The following is a 21,636-nucleotide window of genomic DNA, read 5'->3' on the forward strand; positions in this document are numbered from 1 at the left end:
GGGCGGTTGTCGCACACAGGCGGACCTGCCATCTGGCCTGTGGTCTCCGCCATGCCGACATCGATTCCGCCGTCACCAGAAGACGGGATCGTCGAAGGCCTCGACACACCGGGGCGAGCCTCTCAACGGGGTCATCTCCGCCTCGGTCAGCGACTGCCCCAGCCATCCCTCGGGGTGCTGCAGCCTGAAGGGCGCCGGCGCAAACGCCTCGCTGATCGGCTGAAAGCCCACGCGCGAGTAGTAGGCCGGGTCGCCGTAGGTCACGGCGATGTCGACCCCGGCATGGCGCAGCGCCTTCAGGGCATGCGTCAGCAGCGCGCGCCCGATGCCCTCGCCCTGACGCTCGGTCGCGACCGCCACGGGGCCGAGGACGAACACGGCCCGGTCATCCCGATCGTAGGTCAGCCGGGTAGAGATCGCCCCGGCAATGATCGTTCCCCCGGACTCGGCGAGGAAGACCTGGAGATCCGGGGCTGCCGTGCCGGTCAGCTGATGGCGCACCAGGTCGCCGATGAGCCTGCCTTCCTCCGCGCCCCCGGAGGCAGTGAAGGTTGCGGTGAACAGCTCGATGACGGCCTCTTCCCGCCCCTCGAACGCTTGTGAAAAATCCATGGTGGGTTCTCCCTGTCGGGATGGCGGCGTCCGTCCCGGGTGCCGATGCCTCCCTCGCTCCAGATTCCAGCTAGCGCTCGGCCTTGCGCCGGAAGTGGGCGTACAGGAAGGCCTGGGGCCTGCCGTCCGGGGTGTGGTGCGTCTCCAGCCGGTCCCCGATCAGTTCGAAGCCCGGGCCGAGTTCGGCACGCAGGGCGGCGGCGTCGTAGCGGACTACCTCGAGGCCGCTGCAGCGGGTGGGGCCCTGGGGGCCGAAGGTGGCGATCACCAGGTGACCGCCGGGTTTCAGGCTGCTTCTCAGTTGGCGGACATAGGCGGTGCGTTCGTCGGTGGTGGTCAGGAAGTGAAAGACCGCCCGGTCGTGCCAGAGGCCGTAGCGTCCCGCGGGCAGGTCGGCCTCGGTGATGTCGGCCACCCGCCAGGTGACCCCTTCGGCGGCGGCGCCGAGGCGTCGCCTGGTGACCTCGAGCGCCCTGGGCGAGATGTCCAGGACGGTGAGGTCGCGATAGCCCCGGGCCAGCAGGTCGTCGACCAGGGTGGACTCCCCGCCGCCCACGTCGATGATGGCGGTACCGCGGTCCGGCGCGGCCGCCTCGATCATTTGCAGCGAGGTGGCCAGGTGGGGCTGGTACCAGCTCACCCGGTCCGGGCCTTTTTCCCGGTAGAGGGCGTCCCAATGGCGTTGTTTCATCACGTCGAGGCTCTCCGGACACGCGGCGGCAAGGCGAGCGGGGGCACCGGAGCCGGGCGTCAGCGCTCTATCCTCTCGATATCCGCCTGGTCGACCAGGTTCCATTCGCCGCTGTTGCGGTAGAGCCGCTTGCCCCGGCGCGGGTAGTCCGAGACGTCCTGGTCGAGGCGCTGGCCGATCACCAGGCAGGTCAGCGGCCCGTCGCCGTCGTTGTAGAGGTCGTGGGCCACGCCGTTGGTCGGGCAGCCGATGAAGTCGCCGGGTCCGACGGCCACTCGCCGTTCGCCCAGGGTGGCCAGGCCCCGGCCCGAGAGGACGTAGAGGCATTCCTCCTCGTAATGGTGGGCGTGGTACTCGGTGGAATAGCAGCCCGGTGCCACCCGAATCAGGTGCACGCCGAGGCGCTGCAGGCCCACGGCGTCGCCGAGGGACTTGTTGACCCGGATGGCCCGGTCATTGAGGAAGTGTTGCTTGGTCACGCCCTCCAGGGCGGCGATGTCATCGGCGGAGAGATACATGGGCGTCCTTTCCTGCGTTGGTCTTGGCGGTGGGGGGGCGGCGCTCCGGCCACGGCCGGGCATCGGATGTGACGCCCTCCCCGGGAGAGGAGTTCATTCCGCGTCGTCGCCCAGGCGGACCGGGCGGAAGGTGTCGTCGAAGACCGCGTCCAGATCGAAGGTGGAGCGCTGGCCGAGGGCCTCGAAGTGCTCGGCGAGCCAGCGGTCGGCCCAGGCGCGGCCCTGGTCGTGCAGCCGCGAGACGAAGGCCCATTCCGCGTTCATCTTGCTGGAGGCGCTGAGTTCCTCGACGTCGTGCTCGGCGTGGATCAGGTGCAGGCGCATGGCCCGGAAGCGCTCGAGCTCCAGGTCCTCGGCCTCGATCAGCCGTTGCAGCAGCTGGATGCTGCGCAGCTCCTTGATCAGGCTCGAGTTGAAGGTGATCTCGTTGATGCGGTTGACGATCTCCCGGGCACAGTCGGGCAGCTTGCGACGCACCAGGGGATTGACCTGGACCACCACCAGGTCGCTGCAGCCGCGGTCGTCGACCAGCGGATAGAGCGCCGGGTTGCCGCTGTAGCCGCCGTCCCAGTAGGCCTCGCCGCCGATCTCCACGGCGGGGTAGAGATAGGGCAGGCAGGCGGAGGCCATGACGGTGTCCACGCTCAGCTCGGGCTGGCGGAAGATCGTCGCCCGCCCGGTGCGCACATTGGTGGCGGTGACGAACACCTTGACCTTGTCGCAGGCATTGACGCAGCCGAAGTCGACTTGGCGCGCGACCAGGTCGCGCAGGGGATTGATGCCCAGGGGGTTGAGGTGAGCCGGGGCGACCAGCCGGGTCAGCCCCTCGAAGAACAGGTAGCCCGGCGAGTGATCCAGGCTGTGATCGCCCATCAACCGGTCCCAGAAGGTGCGCTGAAGGGGCGAGAAGCGGGCCATCTCGCTCACCGAGCGCCAGAAGGCCGACAGCGCCTCCCGGGCGCCGTCGCGGCCTCCCTTGTAGAGGCCGTCGGCCAGGATGACGGCGTTCATGGCCCCGGCGCTGGTGCCGCTGATGGCGTCGATCTCCAGGCGGTCGTCTTCCAGGAGGCGATCCAGTACGCCCCAGGTCAGGGCGCCGTGGGAGCCGCCGCCCTGTAGCGCCAGGTCGATGCGCTTCCTTGCCGTCATGCGTCCCTCCCTTGTCAGCCGGCGTTCCCGCCGTCGCGGGAGCGCGCGAACCTCGGTGCTTTCGGAGTGTCGGCGCGCGGACGAGGCGCTTACTCCACGTCGCCGAAGGGGCTGGCCAGCACCACCGTATAGCCGTCAGGGTCGTGCAGCCAGCATTCCAGGTGGTTGGCCCGGGCGTTCACATGGGGCTCCTGGACGATCCAGGCGTCCATGTCGCGGGCGCGGGTCACCGCCTCATCGAACTCTTCCACCTCGAACCACAGCAGCACGCCATGGCCCGGACGCACGAAGGCGGGCTCGAGGTTGGGATGTCCATGGACCTCCCAGAGATGCAGCTGCAGGAAGAAGGTATCGTCTCCCGGCATCATCAGCTGTTCGTAGTCGCCTGCGCCGTGGACGCCCACGCAGTCGAAGAGTCGCTGGTACCACCGGCGGCTGCGCTCGATATCCTCCACGGCGATCAATGGCTGGACACGCATCCTCGCTCTCCCGTGACCCTGAGTCTCAGCATACTCCCTTTGACCGCAGGTCTCCCGGGATGTGGCAGGGTCACGAGCGGTGCGTCTGTTCCAGGAGCAGCGCGCCTTCGATGGGCACGAAGCGGCTGGCCGAACGGATGAGGGCGTCGGCGGTCAGGGGCGGGACGCCATACACCTCCACCTCGACCCCGCACCTGTCGCGCAACCGATCGACCAGCAGGGCGAAGTCGCCGTCGCCGGAGGCCAGCACCACCACGTCCGCGTCGCCGGCATGCTCCAGGGCATCCAGGGTGATGCCCACGTCCCAGTCCCCCTTGGCCGAGCCGTCGGCGCGCTGGATGAAGGGCTTGAGCTTCACCTCGAAGCCGATGGCCCGCAGGATGTTCTGGAACTGGCGTTGCTTCTCGTCGCCGCGGTCGATGGCGTAGGCAATGGCCTTGACCACCCGTCGACCCTCGGTCGCGCGGGCCCAGAGGGCGTTGTAGTCGACGTTGCGCCGGTAGGCCTGGCGGCTGGTGTAGTAGAGGTTCTGGACATCCAGCAGGATCAGCACGGTCTGCATGACGGGGCCTTGGCGAGGCGGGGGCCGCCTCAGGATGGCGGTTGGCTCGACGCGGGGCAAGTCCGGTGCATGGGGGAAGCGGCGGACAGCCGCCTGCGCCCGGTGGGGGACGAGCCGGCCGGAGGGATCCGGCCGGCCCGTCGGCTCATTCCACCCGGTGTCGCGAGCTGAGGATATGGTGCAGGCTGCCATCCTCGACCAGCGGATCCTCCAGGTTGATCACGATGTCGGAGTGGGCCAGCACATAGGCCTTGCCGGTGATGGTGTTCTCCACCACCCGGTGGGTACCCTCCTGGCGGGTGCCGGTGAGTTCGCCGATGAAGCCGGTCTCGCGCAGCGAGACCGTCTCGAGCTTGTCGCCCGGCGCGAGGCGGCCCTCGTGGTGCATCAGCGCCAGTCGCGCCGAGGTGCCGGTACCGGTGGTGCTGCGGCAGATGACCCCGGGGTGCACGTAGGTGGTCGATCGCGAGCGATAGAAGTCGTCGGCGATCTGGTCGACCGGGCCCATGAAGTGCAGGAAGGGCAGGGGGCCCACGTCGCCCAGGGTGTAGTGGGAGAAGCCGCGCTCGGCCTGCAGGGCCTCGACGATCTTGAAGGCGCAGTCGGACAGCGCGCGTTCCTCCTCGCGCACCAGCGAGAAGCCCAGGTCGGCGGCCTCCACCAGGGCGTAGAAACCGCCGCTGTAGGCCACGCTGTAGGTCACGTCGCCGATGGTCGGCACATGGATGGTGCTGCGATAGGTGTCGATGTAGCTGGGCAGGCCCTCGCAGGTGATGGCCTCCACCACGCCGTCGACCACCTTGGCCTCGATGTGCACCTGGCCGGCCGGGGACTCGAGGATGAAGCGCTGCACGCCTTCCTGCTTGGGCACCAGGCCGGCCTCCAGCACCGCCGTGGCGGTGCAGATGGTGTTGGAGCCCGAGTAGATCGGATACCCCATCACCTCCATGATGATGTAGCCGACCTCGGCCTCGGGATCGGCGGCCGGCACGATCAGGTCCACCGACATCTCGGGAATGCCGTAGGGCTCCTCGAGCAGCAGCTTGCGCAGGCCGTCGGCGTCGTCGCGCAGGTAGTGCATCCGGTCGCGTACCGTGGTGCCCGGCAACGGGTCGATGCCGCCCAGCACGATGCGGCTCACGTCGCCGCCGGCATGGGTGTCCATCAGGCGGATCTTCAGGGCTTCCTTGCTCATTGGGCTTCCTCGAGGGCGAAGGGGGCGCCGTGCTGGTCCCACTCGGCATCGGGGACGATCACGATCTTGCCCAGGTAATTGCTGCCACGATTGACGAAGTACCGCTCCGCCGCGTGCAGGTCGGACAGCTTGAAGGCCGCATGCAGCACCGGCTTGAGCTGGCCGCCGCGGATCCATGCCACCAGTTGCTCGGCCTCCTCCCGGGTGCCGTGGGAGACGCCGAAGATCTGCACCTGGTAGAGGTAGATGCGGGTCCACATGATCTCGCTGACGTTGCCGCCGCTGGCGCCGGCGATGGAGAGGCGGGGGTAGCTGGTGCGGCGGTTCATGTCGAAGATCATGGTATCGATGAAGCGGTCGGTCATGTCGCCGCCGACCAGGTCCATCACGGCGTCGATGGGTGAGCCGCCGGTCACGGCCTTCACCTTCTCGTCGAAGTCCGTCATGTCGGAGCGGTCGAGCACCGCCTCGGCGCCCAGCTCGAGCAGCGCCTGGGCCTTGTCCCGCTGGCTCAGCGCATAGGGGATCGCCCCGACGATGCGGCACAGCTGGATCAGCGCCGTGCCCACGCCGCCGCTGGCGCCGGTGACCAGCACCCGCTCGCCCGCCCGGACGCCGGCCGCGGTCATCATGTGATAGGCGGTCTGGTAGGAGCACATGCCCATGGCCGCCAGCTCGGCGTCGGCCAGTTCCGGGTTGGGCACGTGGTGGAACTGGTCGGAGGGCACGGCGATGTACTCGGCGAAGCCGCCGTCCGCGCCGTGGCCATAGTAGTCCGGGGTCAGGTTGAGATCGCGTCGGGCGTCGGCGTAGAGGTTGAAGTCCAGCAGGCCGCGCTCGCCGATGCGCGAGGCGTCCACGCCCTCGCCCACGGCGACCACGCGGCCGACCACGTCGGCGCCCTGAATGCGGGGGAAGGTCAGGGTCGGGGAACCGCCCATGGCGAAGGAGGTGACGTCGCCCTTCTCCTTGGTGGGGTAGAGGCCCTCGCGTGCCTTGCGGTCGGTGTTGTTCTTGGCCGTGGCGGTGACCTTGACCAGTACCTCGCCGAAGTCGGGGCGGGGCGTGGGGACCGAGGCGTCATAGACGAGCTGGTCCACGTCGCCGTGACCGGTCAGCAGCATGGCCGCCATGGTGGGGGGGACTTGCTCGGGCAGGGACTCTGCACCCATCGGCTACTCCTCGCGTTGAGGTGGATTCAAGGGGCGACCATAGCAGAGTCGCGGAGTCGCACCATCGGCGGTTTTTTTCGATTTGCGGCCAGGCGGTTGGGGGTTTTTTCGGTATTGGGCGCGCGTCGGAAGGGCCTCACCCGAGGTGCCGGCGGGAGCGGTACAGCCGATAGGCCAGCGCCAGCAAGAAGCTGATGCCGGCGGGAATCGCCAGCGCCGCGAAGTGGAGCCAGGCGAACAGCCAGGCTCCGATGACGCCGCCGGCGAGGAAGCCCGAGACGATGATCAGGAACAGCAGGGCCTTGCGCCGATCGAAGGCGCGTCCCCGGATGGCACTACCGAGCATCAGGCCAAGGTCGGTGACGATGCCGGTGAGGTGGGTGGTGCGCACCACCGCGCCGCTGTAGGTGGTGACCAGGGCGTTCTGCAGGCCGCAGGCCATCGAGGCGACGTAATGACCGATGTAGTCGCCATTTTCCAGGAAATGGATGGCCGCCAGCAGCAGGACGCCCTCGATGGCCAGCAGGGTTTCGTAGTGACGCCCCAGTCGCAGGGAGCTGCTCGGCAGCAGGAGCCCGGACAGGGCGGCGCCGGCCAGGAAGCCGATCAGGATGCCTGCCAGGTGCAGGGAGTGGGTAAGGGAGCCGTGGGCCAGGCCCGTGCCCAGCAGGGTGGCCGTGCCCGAAAGATGCGAGATCGCCTGGTGCTCGAAGCCCAGCAGGCCGACGGCATTGACGCTGCCCGCGGTGAAGGCCAGGACGAAGGCACCGTATTCGACCCATCTTGGCAGCTTGGAGATCAAGGCAATCCCTTGTGTGGTTATCTGGCGGTCCGGTTGGTTGCGGTCCCGTTCAGCACCGGGCGCGTCGCTCCATTTAACCATGTGCCCGGGGCTTCCTCCCAGGTCATCGCCCGTCGGGCCGCCGGATGGAAGCCCTCGGCCTCGCTTCACCAGGCCCCCTTCGCCCGATGGGCTTCCGGCGGCCGTTCGCCGCCGGAAGACTCCCCGAGAGGCTCGCTCAGTGGCGCGGATCCCAGAGGCGGCTACCGGTATCGGCCTCGTAGCCCATGCCGTGGGGCACGCTGACCATCTCCAGCTGCATGCCCCAGGGCGCCATGAAGTAGACCCAGGACAGGCCCTCCATCGGGCCCTCGGTGAAGGTCTTGGGCGTGCCGAGCACCTCCACGCCCTGGTTCTCCAGATAGGCCACGGCCTGGTCCATGTCGTCCACGTAGAAGGCGATGTGGTGGCCGCCGATGTCGCTGTTGCGGGGTTGTTCGGCGCGCTGGTCCGGGGCGGTGTACTCGAAGATCTCCAGGTTGGTGCCGTTGCCGCAACGCACCAGGTGGGCGGCGGGGATGGTGGCGTCGGGGTGGACATCGAGGTTCTCGCTCATCCAGTCGTCCTCGAAGGGGCCGAAGGGCCCGATGGTGAAGAACGCCTCGCAGCCGATCACCTCGACGAAGAAGTCCACGGCGGCCTGGCGGTCCGGGACGGTGAAGCCGAAGTGCTGGGTGCCGCGCATGCCGGGGAGCTCGGCCTGCGCGGCCTGGCTGACGAGGCCGAGCAGCAGGGCGGCGAGGCTGGTGCGGGGGAATGTCTTCATCATGACTCTCCTGTGTTGTTGTTGGACGGTGAAGCGGATCACCGCACAGGAGAGAGCAAGCGGCATGCCAGCCGGGTCGGTTTTTCCATCCTGTCGCTAACGCACTGTCTTGGAAGGCGTTATGGCCGGGAAGGACCGGCGGGCCGAGCACCGAGGCCGGCGGCCGTTACAGTTGTGATGTGACAGCTGTTGCGCCTGTCACGCCGGGTCAGCCCAGCAGCAGCCAGCCGCCGTAGCCGATCAGCAGCATCCCGACACCCTGGCTCAGCCGCCGGGGATGCCGGGTCAGCTTCTCGAGCAGGATGAAGAGGGTGAGGCCCGCCATCCAGGCCAGGCTCATGACCCCGCCGACGAACATCAGCGCCATCAGCGCCCAGCAGCAGCCGGTGCAGTACAGGCCGAGCCGGAGGCCGGCCCGCAGGGCGCGGACGGGGCGGTCGGGCAGGCCCTGGGCGACCAGGCCCATGGGGCTGCGGCAGCCGCGCAGGCAGGCGTCCTTGAGGCGCGTCCACTGGAAGAAACCGGCACCCAGCAGCATCATCCCGGCCCAGGTCGGGGCGTCCAGCGCCTGGTCCGGCGACAGCAGGGTGAGCTCGTGCAGTCCCCACTGCGCCGCCGTGGCGACGGCGGCGAAACCCGTCCAGGCCAGCAGATAGCCGGCGGCGAACACATAGGGCAGGGGGGCCGACCGGCCGGGTTGGCGCCGGGTCGCCGCGGCGAAGACCAGGATCACCGGGGCCACGGTGGGCAGCATCATGGCCACCATCATCACCGTCCACATGACGAAGGTGGGCCCGGCCACGAAGCCGCCCATGGCCGGCATGCCGGCCATGTCGATCAGGTAGGCCCAGGCGGCCACGGCCGCCAGGGCCAGGCTGGCCACCAGGGGCAGGGGGGCGGCCGGCAGGGCCTGCAGGGTTCTACGCAGCATGGTTGGCCTCCTCGGGTCAGGCGGCCGAGTACTGGAAGGCGGCATAGGAGGCGGTGCGATCGCTGAATTCCCAGTCCAGCCCATGGCCACGGTGTGAGACGCCCTCGTTGCGGGCCAGCACCAGGTCATGGCCCGGGGAGATCGCCACCGGATGGCCGCTGAGGCGCACGATGCCGCCGTCCTGGCCCTCCAGCGCCGTCAGGGAGGCACTGGCCACCTCGCCGATCCTCAGCGCCTGGTGGCGCGCCTCGATCCGATAGTCCATGGGGGCGGACTCGACCCCGAGGATCTCGCCCACGAAGCCGGCCAGCATGGCCGGATGGCCGCCGGCCTGGCCGCCGAAGATCCGTACCAGGGCCTGGTGCTGGGCCTCGCTGGCGGCCTGGTCGACATAGACCACGACCCGCCAGTCGCCGTCCGTCATGTTGCCGGGGGCATGCAGCGCCATGGCCAGGTTGAGCCCGTCCAGGGCCTGGTCGTCGCAATGCCCGCGGTCGATGTGCCAGGCCACCAGGGCATCGCAGCTGCCTTCCGTCGGGTCGTGGCCGACCAGGCAGGGGCAGGCGCCCTTGCAGGTACAGGCCTCGAAGTAGGTCCCTTCCACTCGCCAATTCCCGTTCATGATGAGGTCTCCTCCGTCATGGGTTCCCGCCTTCATCTATAGCGGTAATGGGGGGGGCCTGGCTCGTGAATGGCATGAGGATTCCATGAGAAAGTCCTGGCGCTCGCCTTGGGCGGTGGTCACGGGATGGCATAGGCTGGGAAGAACAGGCTCAGGAGGCCGCCGGAAGAGGGGGAGTGCCGCGTGGGGGATCGGGTCGTCGAGGACGAGCTCATCGGTCGGGAAGGGGAGCTGGCTCGGCTCGGGGACCTGCAGGCCGGCGACGGTCCCCGGGTCGCCCTCCTGCATGGCGTGGCCGGCATCGGCAAGACCGCCCTGCTCAGGCGCTTCGTGCGGGATTCCTCGGGGGAGGCTGCCTGCTGGTGGCTGGATTGCCGGGCCATCGAGCCGACCCCCGAGGGTTGCATCGAGGCCCTGGGCCGGGCGGCCGAGGCCGAGGCCGACCGGCTGCCCGACCTGCTCGAGGTGCTCGCCGGACGGGCGCCGCTCGGGGTCATCGTCCTGGACAGCGTCGAGGCATGGCGATTGCTGGATACCTGGCTGTGCCACCACCTGGCCACTCGGCTCCCCGGCAACCTGCGCCTGGTGCTCGCTGGTCGACACCGCCCCTCGGTGCACTGGGTGGCCGGCGAGCTCCCGTCTCCGCCCCTGGACCTGCCGCTGGCTCCCCTGACGATGGAGGATGCCGGCCGCCTGTTGACGCGTCTGGGACTCGCGCCGGCCAGGGGGACCGAGATCGCGGCCAGGCTGCACGGGCATCCGCTGGCCATCCGGCTGGCCGCCATGACCCTGCGGGAACGCCCGGATCACCGTCTCTCGGCCGCCTCCCTGCAGCGGGTCATGGACGAGCTGACCGAGCGCTATCTCGCCGATGCGGGCGACGGTCGAAGTCGGCGCCTGCTGGAGGGGGCGGCCGTGGTCCGCCGCGTGACGGTACCGCTGCTGCGTGCCCTCTTCCCGGATCAGGACCCCGAGATGGCCTACGACGCCCTGCGTCGGCAGGACTTCACCGAGACCCTGCCCGATGGGCTCGGCCTGCACGAGGCCGTCAAGGCCCCCCTGGCGCAGACGCTGCATGCCCGGGATCCCGAGCGATTCCTCGATTACCGGCGACGGGCCTGGCAGGCCTTGAAGCGCCGCACCACGACGAGTGCAAGCGTCGAGTTGTGGCGCTACACGGCCGATATGCTCTACCTCATCGAGAACCCCGTGGTGCGTGAGGCCTTCTTCCCCACCGGGACCCAGGAGCTGGTCATGCAGTCAGCGCGCCCGGCCCACGGGGACGCGATGGCGCGGATCGTCGCCACCCACGAGGGGCCGGAGGGACAGCGCGCCCTGAGGCGCTGGTGGCGAGTCCATCCGGAGACCTTCGTCGTCGCCCGGGATGCCGCCGGGAAGGTTCAGGGCTTCTGCTGTCGTATCGACCCCGCCCGGGCGTCCCTCGATTGCCTGGAGGAGGACCCGATCACCGCGAGCTGGCAGGCGCATCTCGTCGCGAGCCCGTTGCCCGAGGGACAGCGGGCGCTGTTCATCCGCCGCTGGCTGAGCCGGGAGGACGGGGATGCCCCCGGCGAGGCCCAGGCCGGAGCCTGGCTGGATCTCAAGCGGACCTACATGGAGATGCGCCCCTCCCTGGGCCGGGTCTACCTGACCGTCACCGATCTCGCGCCCTATGCCGCGGTGGCCTCGACCCTGGGCTTCCGCCACCTGTCGACCCACGACGTCCGCCTGGACGGTCGAGCCCATGCCACGGCGGTGCTCGATTTCGGGGCCGGTTCGGTGGACGGCTGGCTGGCCAGGCTGGCGGCGGCGGAGCTTGGGCTCGGCACCGGCGAGCCGCTGGATCGGCAGGCGCGCGAACTGGCGCTGGCCGATGGGCAGCGCCTTCCCCTGACGCCCCTGGAGTTCGGGTTGTTCGGCTATCTCGTCGATCGGGAGGGTGAGGCGGTATCCCGGGAACGGCTGCTCCGCGAGGTCTGGCATAGCGACTACACCGGCTGGAGCAACAAGGTCGATGCCGTGGTGGCCGGGCTGAGGCGCAAGCTGGGCCCGCAGGCCGGCTGCATCGAGACCGTCACCGGCGTGGGCTATCGCTACCGGGCGCCACCGCCGGACCCGGTCGCCGATTTCTCCTCCGGGCGCTGATGGACGAGGATCCAGCGAGGCCGAGGCACGGTAGCCGCGTCGTTCATACACGGAGGGATCGTCCCACGAACGCCGGTGACGCACAGGAGGCCTGTCATGCCGACACAGGATCAGATCCTCTCCGGCCTGGCGATGATCGCCAACCGCTGGACCATGCTGGCGATCGCCTGGCATGGCTATTTCGCCTTGCTGCTGCTGGGGCTCTGGTTCCGTCGCTTTCCCGACCGTCGAGCGATGGCCTTGTCTCTGACCTTGCCCCTGCTATCCGTCAGTGCCCTGGCCTGGTGGCAGGGAAACCCCTTCAATGGCGCGGTCTTCCTGGTCGGCGCCGGGGCCCTGGCCGCCTGCGGCATGCGATCATCGGCCTCTTGCATCCGGTTGGGGCCGCCATGGGCCAGGTTCCTCGGCCTGGGGGTCGTGCTGTTTGGCTGGGTGTATCCGCATTTCCTGGATACCGCTTCTCCTTTGGCTTACCTGTATGCCGCGCCGCTGGGACTGGTGCCATGCCCGACCCTGTCGGCCGTCATCGGGGTTACGCTGGTCGCGAATGGACTCGATTCCCGGCCATGGGTGGGCCTGCTGGGAGGCATGGGGCTCTTCTATGGCCTGTTTGGCGCCGTGTACCTCGGCGTCGCCCTCGACTGGGTCCTGTTGGCCAGCGCGCTACTGTTGCTGGGGTCCCTTTTCGCAGCAGACTCCCCTCGCCATCGACATCGCTAGCCGTGAGCGGGTGTTCCGGATCATCGCCGCTCGTCGGTCCCTGACGGCCGATGGCGGGCGCGAGGTTTTCCACATCATGCCGCGCGATGGCACTACGAAGGCTTCAGTCGAGAGCCGAGGACGGAGACGCATGTTGCCGGAGACCGACAGGGATGTCGCCGACGCGCCACATGGGTAAGGGTCGGGCGCTCCGCTAGAATGGCGCCGTTCATCCTTGCCGTGGAGGCCCCATGCCCTACCGTCCGTTGCTGCTCATGATCCTGCTGTGTGCCGCCGTCGTCCTGGCCGGCTGCAGCTATTCCCCGGCCCGGATCAGCCCCGAGCCGCTGATCGTGATCGACGACGACTACGATCGGGGGCACGGTCACCATCGCCACGGTCGCGGCTTCTGCCCCCCCGGGCAGGCGATGAAGGGCCGCTGCTGAGATGACGGCCGTCCGGCGAGGGGCTCAATCCCCCCGCGTCCTCCGGGGCGCGGCCCTGGGCCTGATGCTGGGAGCTCTCCTGATGGCGGCCGGTTGCAGCTATACGCCGGCGCGGTTGCACACCGGTCCCCTGATCGAGATCGGCGACTATCCTCACCGGCATCACCGCCATCGTCATCACGACCACCACGACCGTTGGTGGCACCATAACGGCCACGAGGAGCGTCGCTGGGACCACCGCTCTCGTGATCGTCGCCGCCATCACCATCGCGACCGTCACCACCGGTCGCGGTTCTGTCCCCCCGGCCTGGCCCGGCAGGGCCGCTGTTGAGCGGAGGAGGGCCGGTTTGCGTTCTTCCCCGTCTCGGCCCATGGTATCAAGCGTCTTCGACGATAACGCGGCAGGATGCCATGACCTTCCTCGACCTGCGGGCCACCACTCTCGAGCATGAGCACGTGGCCCATGTGCATGATCATCACCAGTTGATCCTGGCCACGAGCGGGGCCACCGAACTGTCCATCGAGGGCAGCGGCGAGCGCGTCACCGGCAGCCGGGGTTGCCTGATTCCTTCCTCGCGCCATCATGAGTACCGCGGCGACGGCCGCAACCGCACCTTCGTGCTGGATATCCCCGCCGAGACCCTGCCCACCCTGCGCGACGGCGGCAGGATCGAGCGGCTGTTCGATCGACCGCGCTTCTTCGGCGTGCCGCCGCGGCTCAATCGCCTGGCCGACAGCCTGATGCAGCAGCTCGAGCTGTGTCCGGAGCTGCACAGCGAGATCGCGGCCCTGCTGCTGCGGGCCCTGTACCTGCACCTGGAGTCCCAGCCGCTGGGGGAGGAGGCGACCCTGCAGGCGGACCCGGATGGGCGCCTCGACCTGGCGCGTCTGGATGCCTGGATCGACCGGCACCTGGCCGATGAGATCCGCGTCGAGCGCCTGGCGGCGTTGTGCGCGCTGAGCGCCGGCCACTTCCATGCTCGCTTCCGTGAGCGCACCGGCCTGACGCCCCTGGCCTACGTTCAGCAGCGCCGTCTCGAGCATGCCCGGACCCTCGTCCATCACAGCGATCTGAGTCTGGGCCATATCGCCTCGCTGGTCGGCTTCCGCGATCAGGGCAGCTTCTCCCGTGCCTACCGGCGCCGGTTCGAGGTCGCCCCCTCCCGGGAGCGGCGTCGAGGCTGACGATTCAGGAGTCCGGGGCAAGTGTGCCGCAGTCCCGGGCAAGCAATGTCGGGAGGCGCGACCTAACTTGATGGTCAGTCACTGGCGCCGGGCCTGCGGTCCGGCCGGTCGAGAACAACCACAAGAGGTCAATGCGATGACAACCCAGACGTTCCCCCGCCTGGCGGCACTCGCCGCGCTGCCCCTGGCCATCGCCAGCACCCAGGTGCAGGCCCAGTCCTACGAGATGGCCATCGCCACCCTGATCCCAGAGAACCTCACCAACAACAGCATCTATCCCGCCCTGGTGCACTTCAAGGACCAGGTGGAGTCGCGGACGGACGGCGACCTGGCGGTGACCATCTTCGGTGGCGGCCAGATGGGCTCGGAGGTGGAGACCGGCTCCCAGGTGCAGGCCGGCGGACGGGCGCTGCAGTCGAGCATCCTGACCTCCGGTGCCATGTCGTCCTTCTACCCGGACTACCAGGTGGTCACCGCGCCCTTCCTGTTCGACAACTGGCGCCAGGCCTGGGCCTTCTTCGACGGCGAATGGTTCGCCGACTTCATGTCCGGCACCGTCGAGGCCGCCGACATGCGCTACCTGGGGACCTTCGACGACGGCGGCGGCTTCGTGGCCTTCACCAACAACGAGCGGCTGATCAAGACCGTCGAGGACCTCGAGGGCCTCAACATCCGTACCGAGGAGAACCCGGCCCACGTGGCGACCATGAAGGCGCTGGGCGCCTCGGCCACCCCGCTGCCCTGGGGCGAGTTGATCACCGCCCTGGAAACCGGCCTGGCCGACGGCCAGTTCAACGCCCCGGTGATCAATACCACCTACGGGCTGGATGAGGTCACCGACTACACCACCCTGACCGGGCACGTGTACAACAGCGCCTCCTGGGTGGTCAGCGAGAGCTGGTTCCAGGAACTGCCCGAGGACTACCAGCGCATCGTGGTCGACGCCGCTCGCGAGTCGGTGGCGCTGAGCCACGGGGCGTCGGCGATGCTCGCCACGGCCAGCTGGCAGCAGTCCTGCGAGCTGTTCGAGGAGTGCTACATCATGCCCACCGAGGAACGCCAGCGCATGGCGGAGATCGCCCGGCCGGCCTGGAAGAGCTGGATCGTCGAGGACTTCGGCGCCGACCCCCAGCTGGTCGAGGACCTGCTCGCCGAGGTCCAGTCGCTGCGCGAATCGCTGCCCGACGAGGCCTATCAACGCTACGGCCGGTAAGCCGAGGCGCCTTGCCCGATCGACGGAACCGCCCTTGGGGTGGTTCCGTCCCCTTGGCTCGATTCCTTCCGTCGGAGCGCCCCCATGAGCCTACTTTCCACGGCCCGCCGGCTCAGTGATGTCGTCAATCAGGTGGCCATCGTGGCCTGCGTGGCCTGCATCCTCGGCATGCTCGCCATCTCCTTCACGGGCTTCCTCTATACCCTGTTCACCGGCGATGCCCTGAGCTGGACCTATTCCCTGGCGCGCCTCTTCCTGCCCTGGATCGGGTTGCTGTCCTCCACCATCGCCCTGCATTCCGGCGAGCATGTGGCCATGACGCTGCTGATGCGCGTTTTGCCCGATGCCCTGGTCAAGCTGTGCGCCGGGCTGACCCTGGGGGTGATCGGGGTCTTCGCCCTGCTGGTGATCTGGTACGGCTGGGACTTCTTCCAGAACGCCACCCAGGTCTACATGGTGTCCGACAACATCCAGATCTCGCGCAAGTGGACGGCCGCCGCCGTGCCGCTGTCCGGGGTCATCTTCCTGCTGCACCTGGTTCAGGGCTTCAGCCTGCTGGAGCACTTCGTCGACGAGTCGGCGATGATCGAGGAAGTGCTCCACGCCCATGAGGAGGAGTCCCGCTCATGACCCCTGCCATCATCGCCTTCATCGTCGTCCTGCTGATCGGCGCCCCGGTGGCCGTGGTCATGGCCATCTCCGGCGTCGCCGGCGTCTACTCGCTGGGGGGAGAGCGCCTGGTCGGCATCATCGCCGACCGCATGTTCTCCGGCGTATCCGGCTACATGCTGATCGCCGTGCCGTACTTCATCTTCACCGCCGAGCTGATGAACCAGGGCGGGCTGACCCAGAAGCTGATCGCCTTCAACAACGCCCTGTTCGGGCGTATTCGCGGGGCCCTGTCCCACGTCAACGTCACGGTATCGCTGTTCTTCGCCGGCCTGACCGGTGCGGCCATCACCGACACCGTGGCGATCGGCAAGATCATGATCCCGGAGATGAAGAAACAGGGCTACGATGCCGAGTATGCGGCGGCCATCACCGCCTGCTCCTCGATCATCGGGCCGATCATCCCGCCGAGCGTGGTCATGGTGGTCTACGCCACCCTGCTGCGGGATATCTCGGTGATCGACCTCTTCGCCGGCGGGATCATCCCCGGGGTGCTGATGACCCTGGCGCTGCTGATCACCAGTATCGTCCTGGCCTGGTGGCGCGGCTATCCCAAGCAGGCAGGCACGCCGATCCGGGTGGCGATCCTCGCCTTCCTGTCCGCGCTGCCCGCCATGCTGGTGCCCCTGATCATCCTCGGCGGCATCCTGTCCGGGATGACCACCATCACCGAGGCCTCGGGGTTCGCGGCGGTCTACGCCATCTTCATCGGCATGGTGTTCTACCGGAATCTCACGCCCCACAAGATCTGGCTGGCCCTGGTCACCACGGTGAAGTTCTCCGGGGTGGTGTTCTTCCTCCTGGCCACCTCGGCGGTGCTGGGCTGGTTCGTGACCCGCTCGGGGATCGCCCGGGACGCCGCCGAGCTGATCACTACCATCAGCGACGTGCCCTTCATCCAGATCATGCTGGTGTGCCTGCTGCTGATCGTGCTGGGCACCGTGATGGACGTGCTCCCCGCCCTGGTGGTCATCGGCCCGGTGGTGGTGCCGGCCATGGTGTCGCTGGGCTTCGACCCCCTGCACTTCGCCATCGTGATGATCGTGACCCTGAACATCGCCAACGTGACCCCTCCGGTGGGCATGACGCTGATGACGGCGGCCCGCATCGCGGAGGTGCCCTACGAGCGGGCCATCGTCTCCTCGTTGCCGTTCTATGGCGCCTTCATCGCCGTGGTGGTGATGCTGGCGCTCTTCCCGTCACTGTCCACCTGGATCCCCTCGCTGCTCGATTGAGGCGCATCGCAAGGAAAGGCCCATGAAGCTGTTCTACCATCCCGATCAGGAACGTCACGCGCCGGAGACCTTCCTGCTCCGCGGGAGGCCCGCGCCCTCGCCGGAAGGGCCGGTGCGGGCCGAGCTGCTGACCCGGGGGCTTGCCGAGGTAGGGCTGGCGCTCACGCCCCCCGGCGACAGCGACGGCGAACGCCTGCGCGAGCGACTGGCAAGGATCCACACCCCTCGCTACCTGACGTTCCTGGAGACCATCCATGCCCGCTGGCGGGCGATGCCGGATGCCGCCGAGATCGTCGCGCCCAACGTCCACCCCTGTGGCGGCGGCCATCACTATCCGCGTCACCCGGTGGGGCAGGCCGGCTGGCACCTGCACGACATGGCCTGCCCGATTACCGCCGACAGCTTCGCCGGCATCCTGGCCAGCGCCGCCACCGCCCAGGCCGCCGCCGAGGCCGAGCGCGGCGGGGAACACGCCGCCTATGCCCTGTGTCGTCCGCCCGGCCATCATGCCGGGCCGGAGCGCGCCGGCGGCTTCTGCTTCCTCAACAACGCGGCGCTGGCCGCCACGGTGCTGCGCGAGGGCTTCCCCAAGGTGGCGATCCTCGACGTGGACCTGCATCACGGCAATGGCACCCAGGACATCTTCTACGCGGACGGCACGGTCTGGACCGGCTCGGTGCACGCCGATCCGGCGGACTTCTATCCGTTCTTCTGGGGCGGCGCCGACGAGACCGGCGAGGGCGCGGGGCAGGGCGCCAACGTCAACCTGCCGCTGCCGGTCGGCAGCGACGGGGCGGCCTTCCTGGCGGCCCTGGACACCCTGATCGAACGCCTCGATGCCTTCGCCCCCCAAGTGGTGGTGGTGGCTCTGGGCCTGGACGCCCACAAGGCCGATCCGCTGGCCGGGCTGGGCCTCGAGACCGACGACTTCGCCGCCGTGGGTCGACGCCTGGCGGCGCTGAACCGGCCCACGGTGCTGGTCCAGGAAGGGGGCTACCCCACCGAACACCTGAGTCACAACCTGGCCGCCTTCATGGGCGGCTTCCAAGGCGCCTGAGGGCGCCCCGACGAGAGAGAGACCCGCCATGAGCCTGACCCATCACGACAGCAACACCCGCATGAGCCAGATCGTCGTCCACGACCGTACCGTCTACCTGGCCGGCCAGGTGCCCACCGACGCCGGCGCCGACATGCGTGGCCAGACCGAACAGGTCCTGGGACGCATCGACGAGCTGCTGGCCCAGGCCGGCACCTCCAAGGAGCACCTGGTCCAGGCCCAGATCTGGGTGACCAGCATGGCGGAGTTCGCCGAGATGAACGCCGCCTGGGACGCCTGGGTGGTGCCGGGCCGTCCGCCGGTGCGCGCCGCCGTCGAGGCCAAGCTGGCCAAGCCCGAGTGGAAGGTCGAGATCATGGTCGTGGCCGCGCTGCCGGAGGCCTGAGATGCGCATCATCGACGCCGACCAGGTGGCGGCGGCGCTGGCCTGGCCGGCGCTGGTGGAGCGACTCGCCGACACCTTCCGCGCGGGCGTGGAGTCGCCGCCCCGCCATCACCATGCCATGCACCGGCCCGATGGCGAGGCCACCCTGCTGCTGATGCCGGCCTGGGAGCGGGAGGGCTACATCGGGGTGAAGATGGTCAATGTCTTTCCCCAGAACGCCGATCACGGCCTTCCTGCCATCTCCGGGGTCTACCTGCTCAGCGAAGGGGACCACGGTCGGCCGCTGGCCTGCCTGGACGGCAGCGAACTGACGCGACGGCGCACCGCCGCGGCCTCGGCCCTGGCGGCCCGGGAGCTGGCTCGGGACGACGCCGAGACCCTGCTGGTGGTGGGCACCGGCAAGCTGGCGCCCATGGTGATCGAGGCCCACGCCGCGGTGCGCCCGATTCGTCGCGTGCGCATCTGGGGCCGGCATCCCGAGAAGGCCGAGCGCCTGGCCGCCGACTATGCCGATCGCTTCGAGACCGCGGCGGTGACCGACCTCGAGGCGGCCACGCGCGAGGCCGACCTGATCAGTTGCGTGACGCTGTCCACGACGCCGCTGATCCGGGGGGACTGGCTGTCGCCGGGCACCCACCTGGACCTGATCGGGGCCTTCCGGCCGTCCATGCGCGAGACCGACGCCCGGTGCCTGGGGCGCGGCGAGGTGTTCGTCGATACCTATGCCGGGGCCCGCGGGGAGGCTGGCGACATCCTCCAGGCCATCGACGAGGGGGCCTTCGCCTTCGACGACATCCGCGCCGAGCTGGCCGAGCTGCTGGATGGCCGAAAGGCCGGTCGCAGCGACCCCCGGGCTATCACCGTCTTCAAGTCGGTGGGGGCCTCGCTGGAGGACCTGGCGGCGGCGATCGAGGTCTGGGAGTGCCAGGAGGCGAGCTCATGACGGGGCAGACAACGGGGGCCGGCCGGGCCGCCACGGGCTTCTTCTGGCACGAGCGCTGCTTCTGGCACGATCCGGGCGCCATCGGGGTCTTCGCCGCGTCCGGGGCGTTTCGACAGCCCCAGCCGGCGTCGGAGAGCCCGGAGAGCAAGCGGCGCCTCAAGAACCTGCTGGAGGTGTCCGGGCTCATCGACGAACTCGCGGTGCGCAAGGCTCCGCCGGCGCCGCGGGCCGATCTCGAGCGCTTCCACACCGGCGCCTACCTGGATGCCCTCGAGGCGGGCGACCGGGATCGGGGCGGGGACGCCGGGGACTGTGCGCCCTATCTGCCGGGCAGCCTGGCGGCGGCCCGACAGTCTGCGGGCCTGGCCATCGCCGCCGTGGAGGCCGTGGCCAGCGGGGAGCTGGCCAATGCCTATGCCCTGTGCCGGCCGCCCGGGCACCATGCCGAGACCGATCGGGGCCGGGGGTTCTGCCTGCTGGGCAACATCCCGGTCGCGGTGAACCGCGCCCGGGCCCTGGGCCAGGCAGGACGGGTGGCGATCCTCGACTGGGACGTCCACCACGGCAACGGTCAGCAGTCGGCCTTCTACGACGACCCGGAGGTGTTCACGGTCTCGATCCACCAGGCCGGCAACTATCCGCTGGACACCGGCACCTTCGAGGAACAGGGCGAGGGACGGGGGCAGGGCGCCTGCCTCAACCTGCCGCTGCCGCCCGGCTGCGGCCTGGGCGCCTATGCCCATGCCATGGAGTCCCTGGTCCTGCCGGCCCTGGAGGCCTTCCGGCCGGAGCTCATCGTGGTGGCCTGTGGCTACGATGCCTGCGCCAAGGATCCGCTGGGCAAGATGCTGCTCAACGGTCGCGCCTTCGGCGAGATGACCCGCCAGTTGATGGCCCTGGCCGAGCGGGTCTGCGCGGGTCGGCTGGTGATGATCCACGAAGGGGGCTATTCGGAGGGCTACGTCCCCTTCTGCGGTCACGCGGTGCTCCAGGCGCTGGCCGGCAGCGATGTCGGCGTACCCGACCCCCAGAACGACGAGATCGCCGCCTGGGGCTACCAGGCCCTGCAGCCCCATCAGCGCGAACTCATCGACGACTGGCGCGACCGCTGGTTCGCCGCCACTTCCCGGAACAGCGAGAGGGACCCATGACGCCCCTGTACGATCGTGACGGCTGGCTCTGGCAGGACGGCGACTGGCTGCCCTGGCGCGAGGCCAGGACCCATCTGCTGACCCATACCCTGCACTACGGCATGGGCTGCTTCGAGGGCGTGCGCGCCTACCAGGGCCCGGACGGCCGCCCCGCCTTGTTCCGGGTCGCCGCACATACCCGGCGGCTGCTCGACAGTGCCCATGCCCTGGACATTCCGCTGACCTTCGATGCCGAGGCACTGATCGACGCCCAGCGCCAGTGCCTGACCCGCAATGGCCTGACCAACGCCTACCTCAAGCCCACCGTCTACCTCGGTTCCGAGGGGCTCGGGTTGCGGGCGAAGGGGCTGACCACCCACGTGATGATCGCCGCCTGGGACCTGGGCGACTACGTCTCGCCGGAGGCGGCCTGCATCGGCCTGCGGGCGTTGACCTCTTCCTGGGCGCGCCACCACGTCAACATCAGCCTGTGTCGCGCCAAGACCAACGGCCACTACGTGAACTCGATGCTGGCGCTGAACACGGCGGTGAAGGCGGGCTTCGACGAGACCCTGATGCTCGACCCGGAGGGCTACGTGGCCGAGGCCTCGGCGGCCAACGTCTTCCTGCTGCGGGACGGCGCCCTGCATACGCCGGAGATCACTTCCTGCCTGCAGGGCATCACCCGCGACAGCGTCATTCGCCTGGCCCGGGAGCGGCTCGGCCTGGAGGTGGTGGAGCGGCGCATCACCCGGGACGAGCTGTACACCGCCGACGAGGCCTTCCTCACCGGCACCGCCGCGGAGATCCTTCCGCTGCGCGAGCTCGACGGCCGGCATGTCGGAGGAAGGGCGGGGGCGCCGCCCCCCGGGGAGCCGATCCCGGCCGACTCGGTGACGGCCCGCCTGCAGGGGCTCTATCGCCGGGTCACCCGCGGCGAGATGGGGGATGACCTGGCGGGCTACGGCGATTGGCTGACCCCGGCCTGAGG

25 protein-coding genes are annotated in these 21,636 nt (G+C 69.1%); 13 read left to right on the forward strand and 12 right to left on the reverse strand.

Features of this window, described 5'->3' with window-relative positions:
* Positions 1-72 precede the first annotated feature (72 nt).
* From BEI_RS07290 to BEI_RS07345, 12 genes are all read right to left on the reverse strand, one after another.
* Positions 73-612 carry a GNAT family N-acetyltransferase gene (locus BEI_RS07290; RefSeq protein ID WP_097788891.1) on the reverse strand — a complete coding sequence of 180 codons (540 nt, stop codon included), beginning with the start codon at positions 610-612 and terminating at the stop codon, positions 73-75.
* A 70-nt stretch (positions 613-682) separates the two neighbouring features.
* Positions 683-1,303, reverse strand: coding sequence for a class I SAM-dependent methyltransferase (locus BEI_RS07295; RefSeq protein ID WP_227644633.1), 621 nt, complete (start codon positions 1,301-1,303; stop codon positions 683-685).
* Between the two features lie 59 nt (positions 1,304-1,362).
* The gene (locus BEI_RS07300; protein WP_097788893.1) at positions 1,363-1,821 is read right to left on the reverse strand and encodes a cupin domain-containing protein; all 459 of its coding nucleotides are present in this window, start codon (positions 1,819-1,821) and stop codon (positions 1,363-1,365) included.
* Positions 1,822-1,914: 93 nt separating this feature from the next.
* A complete protein-coding gene (locus BEI_RS07305; protein WP_097788894.1) occupies positions 1,915-2,970 on the reverse strand; it encodes a patatin-like phospholipase family protein in 1,056 nt (351 codons plus the stop codon).
* 89 nt (positions 2,971-3,059) lie between these two features.
* A complete protein-coding gene (locus BEI_RS07310; protein ID WP_097788895.1) occupies positions 3,060-3,449 on the reverse strand; it encodes a VOC family protein in 390 nt (129 codons plus the stop codon).
* Positions 3,450-3,519: 70 nt separating this feature from the next.
* Positions 3,520-4,011 carry a LabA-like NYN domain-containing protein gene (locus tag BEI_RS07315; protein WP_097788896.1) on the reverse strand — a complete coding sequence of 164 codons (492 nt, stop codon included), beginning with the start codon at positions 4,009-4,011 and terminating at the stop codon, positions 3,520-3,522.
* Positions 4,012-4,156: 145 nt separating this feature from the next.
* Positions 4,157-5,206, reverse strand: coding sequence for a proline racemase family protein (locus BEI_RS07320; RefSeq protein WP_097788897.1), 1,050 nt, complete (start codon positions 5,204-5,206; stop codon positions 4,157-4,159).
* Positions 5,203-6,378 (reverse strand): zinc-binding dehydrogenase, encoded by a 1,176-nt coding sequence (locus tag BEI_RS07325; protein ID WP_097788898.1) that lies wholly within the window; start codon positions 6,376-6,378, stop codon positions 5,203-5,205. Before BEI_RS07325 ends, BEI_RS07320 begins: the two co-directional genes overlap by 4 nt.
* Positions 6,379-6,514: 136 nt before the next feature.
* Entirely contained in the window at positions 6,515-7,180 is a 666-nt protein-coding gene (locus tag BEI_RS07330; RefSeq protein WP_097788899.1) for a YoaK family protein, read from the reverse strand.
* Between the two features lie 217 nt (positions 7,181-7,397).
* Positions 7,398-7,988, reverse strand: coding sequence for a VOC family protein (locus BEI_RS07335; protein ID WP_097788900.1), 591 nt, complete (start codon positions 7,986-7,988; stop codon positions 7,398-7,400).
* Positions 7,989-8,193: 205 nt separating this feature from the next.
* Entirely contained in the window at positions 8,194-8,916 is a 723-nt protein-coding gene (locus BEI_RS07340) for a DUF2182 domain-containing protein (RefSeq protein ID WP_097788901.1), read from the reverse strand.
* Between the two features lie 16 nt (positions 8,917-8,932).
* A complete protein-coding gene (locus tag BEI_RS07345) occupies positions 8,933-9,538 on the reverse strand; it encodes a DUF1326 domain-containing protein (RefSeq protein ID WP_097788902.1) in 606 nt (201 codons plus the stop codon).
* Between the two features lie 183 nt (positions 9,539-9,721).
* On the opposite strand from BEI_RS07345, the gene BEI_RS07350 reads away from it, so the two are divergent.
* From BEI_RS07350 to BEI_RS07410, 13 genes are all read left to right on the forward strand, one after another.
* Positions 9,722-11,683, forward strand: a complete 1,962-nt coding sequence (locus BEI_RS07350) for a winged helix-turn-helix domain-containing protein (protein ID WP_097788903.1) — start codon at positions 9,722-9,724, stop codon at positions 11,681-11,683.
* Positions 11,684-11,779: 96 nt separating this feature from the next.
* Positions 11,780-12,403: a hypothetical protein gene (locus BEI_RS07355; protein WP_097788904.1), complete on the forward strand. Its 624-nt coding sequence runs from the start codon at positions 11,780-11,782 to the stop codon at positions 12,401-12,403.
* Positions 12,404-12,633: 230 nt separating this feature from the next.
* Positions 12,634-12,828, forward strand: coding sequence for a hypothetical protein (locus BEI_RS07360; protein ID WP_097788905.1), 195 nt, complete (start codon positions 12,634-12,636; stop codon positions 12,826-12,828).
* A gap of 82 nt (positions 12,829-12,910) precedes the next feature.
* Complete coding sequence (locus BEI_RS07365; RefSeq protein ID WP_097788906.1) at positions 12,911-13,159, forward strand: hypothetical protein; 249 nt, start codon at positions 12,911-12,913, stop codon at positions 13,157-13,159.
* An 80-nt stretch (positions 13,160-13,239) separates the two neighbouring features.
* Positions 13,240-14,013, forward strand: a complete 774-nt coding sequence (locus tag BEI_RS07370) for an AraC family transcriptional regulator (RefSeq protein WP_097788907.1) — start codon at positions 13,240-13,242, stop codon at positions 14,011-14,013.
* 136 nt (positions 14,014-14,149) lie between these two features.
* Positions 14,150-15,226 (forward strand): TRAP transporter substrate-binding protein, encoded by a 1,077-nt coding sequence (locus BEI_RS07375; RefSeq protein WP_097788908.1) that lies wholly within the window; start codon positions 14,150-14,152, stop codon positions 15,224-15,226.
* A gap of 84 nt (positions 15,227-15,310) precedes the next feature.
* Entirely contained in the window at positions 15,311-15,856 is a 546-nt protein-coding gene (locus BEI_RS07380; RefSeq protein WP_097788909.1) for a TRAP transporter small permease, read from the forward strand.
* The gene (locus BEI_RS07385) at positions 15,853-17,130 is read left to right on the forward strand and encodes a TRAP transporter large permease (protein ID WP_097788910.1); all 1,278 of its coding nucleotides are present in this window, start codon (positions 15,853-15,855) and stop codon (positions 17,128-17,130) included. Before BEI_RS07380 ends, BEI_RS07385 begins: the two co-directional genes overlap by 4 nt.
* A gap of 22 nt (positions 17,131-17,152) precedes the next feature.
* Positions 17,153-18,187 (forward strand): histone deacetylase family protein, encoded by a 1,035-nt coding sequence (locus BEI_RS07390; protein WP_097788911.1) that lies wholly within the window; start codon positions 17,153-17,155, stop codon positions 18,185-18,187.
* A 28-nt stretch (positions 18,188-18,215) separates the two neighbouring features.
* Positions 18,216-18,572 (forward strand): RidA family protein, encoded by a 357-nt coding sequence (locus BEI_RS07395; protein WP_097788912.1) that lies wholly within the window; start codon positions 18,216-18,218, stop codon positions 18,570-18,572.
* Position 18,573: 1 nt separating this feature from the next.
* The gene (gene lhpI / locus BEI_RS07400) at positions 18,574-19,515 is read left to right on the forward strand and encodes a bifunctional Delta(1)-pyrroline-2-carboxylate/Delta(1)-piperideine-2-carboxylate reductase (RefSeq protein WP_097788913.1); all 942 of its coding nucleotides are present in this window, start codon (positions 18,574-18,576) and stop codon (positions 19,513-19,515) included.
* Positions 19,512-20,666 carry a class II histone deacetylase gene (locus BEI_RS07405; protein ID WP_097788914.1) on the forward strand — a complete coding sequence of 385 codons (1,155 nt, stop codon included), beginning with the start codon at positions 19,512-19,514 and terminating at the stop codon, positions 20,664-20,666. The genes lhpI and BEI_RS07405 overlap by 4 nt, the downstream gene beginning before the upstream one ends.
* The gene (locus BEI_RS07410) at positions 20,663-21,634 is read left to right on the forward strand and encodes a branched-chain amino acid transaminase (RefSeq protein WP_097788915.1); all 972 of its coding nucleotides are present in this window, start codon (positions 20,663-20,665) and stop codon (positions 21,632-21,634) included. Before BEI_RS07405 ends, BEI_RS07410 begins: the two co-directional genes overlap by 4 nt.
* Positions 21,635-21,636: the final 2 nt, after the last annotated feature.

The sequence above is a fragment of the Halomonas beimenensis genome (assembly GCF_002549795.1).
GTDB classification, from domain to species: Bacteria; Pseudomonadota; Gammaproteobacteria; order Pseudomonadales; family Halomonadaceae; genus Halomonas; species Halomonas beimenensis.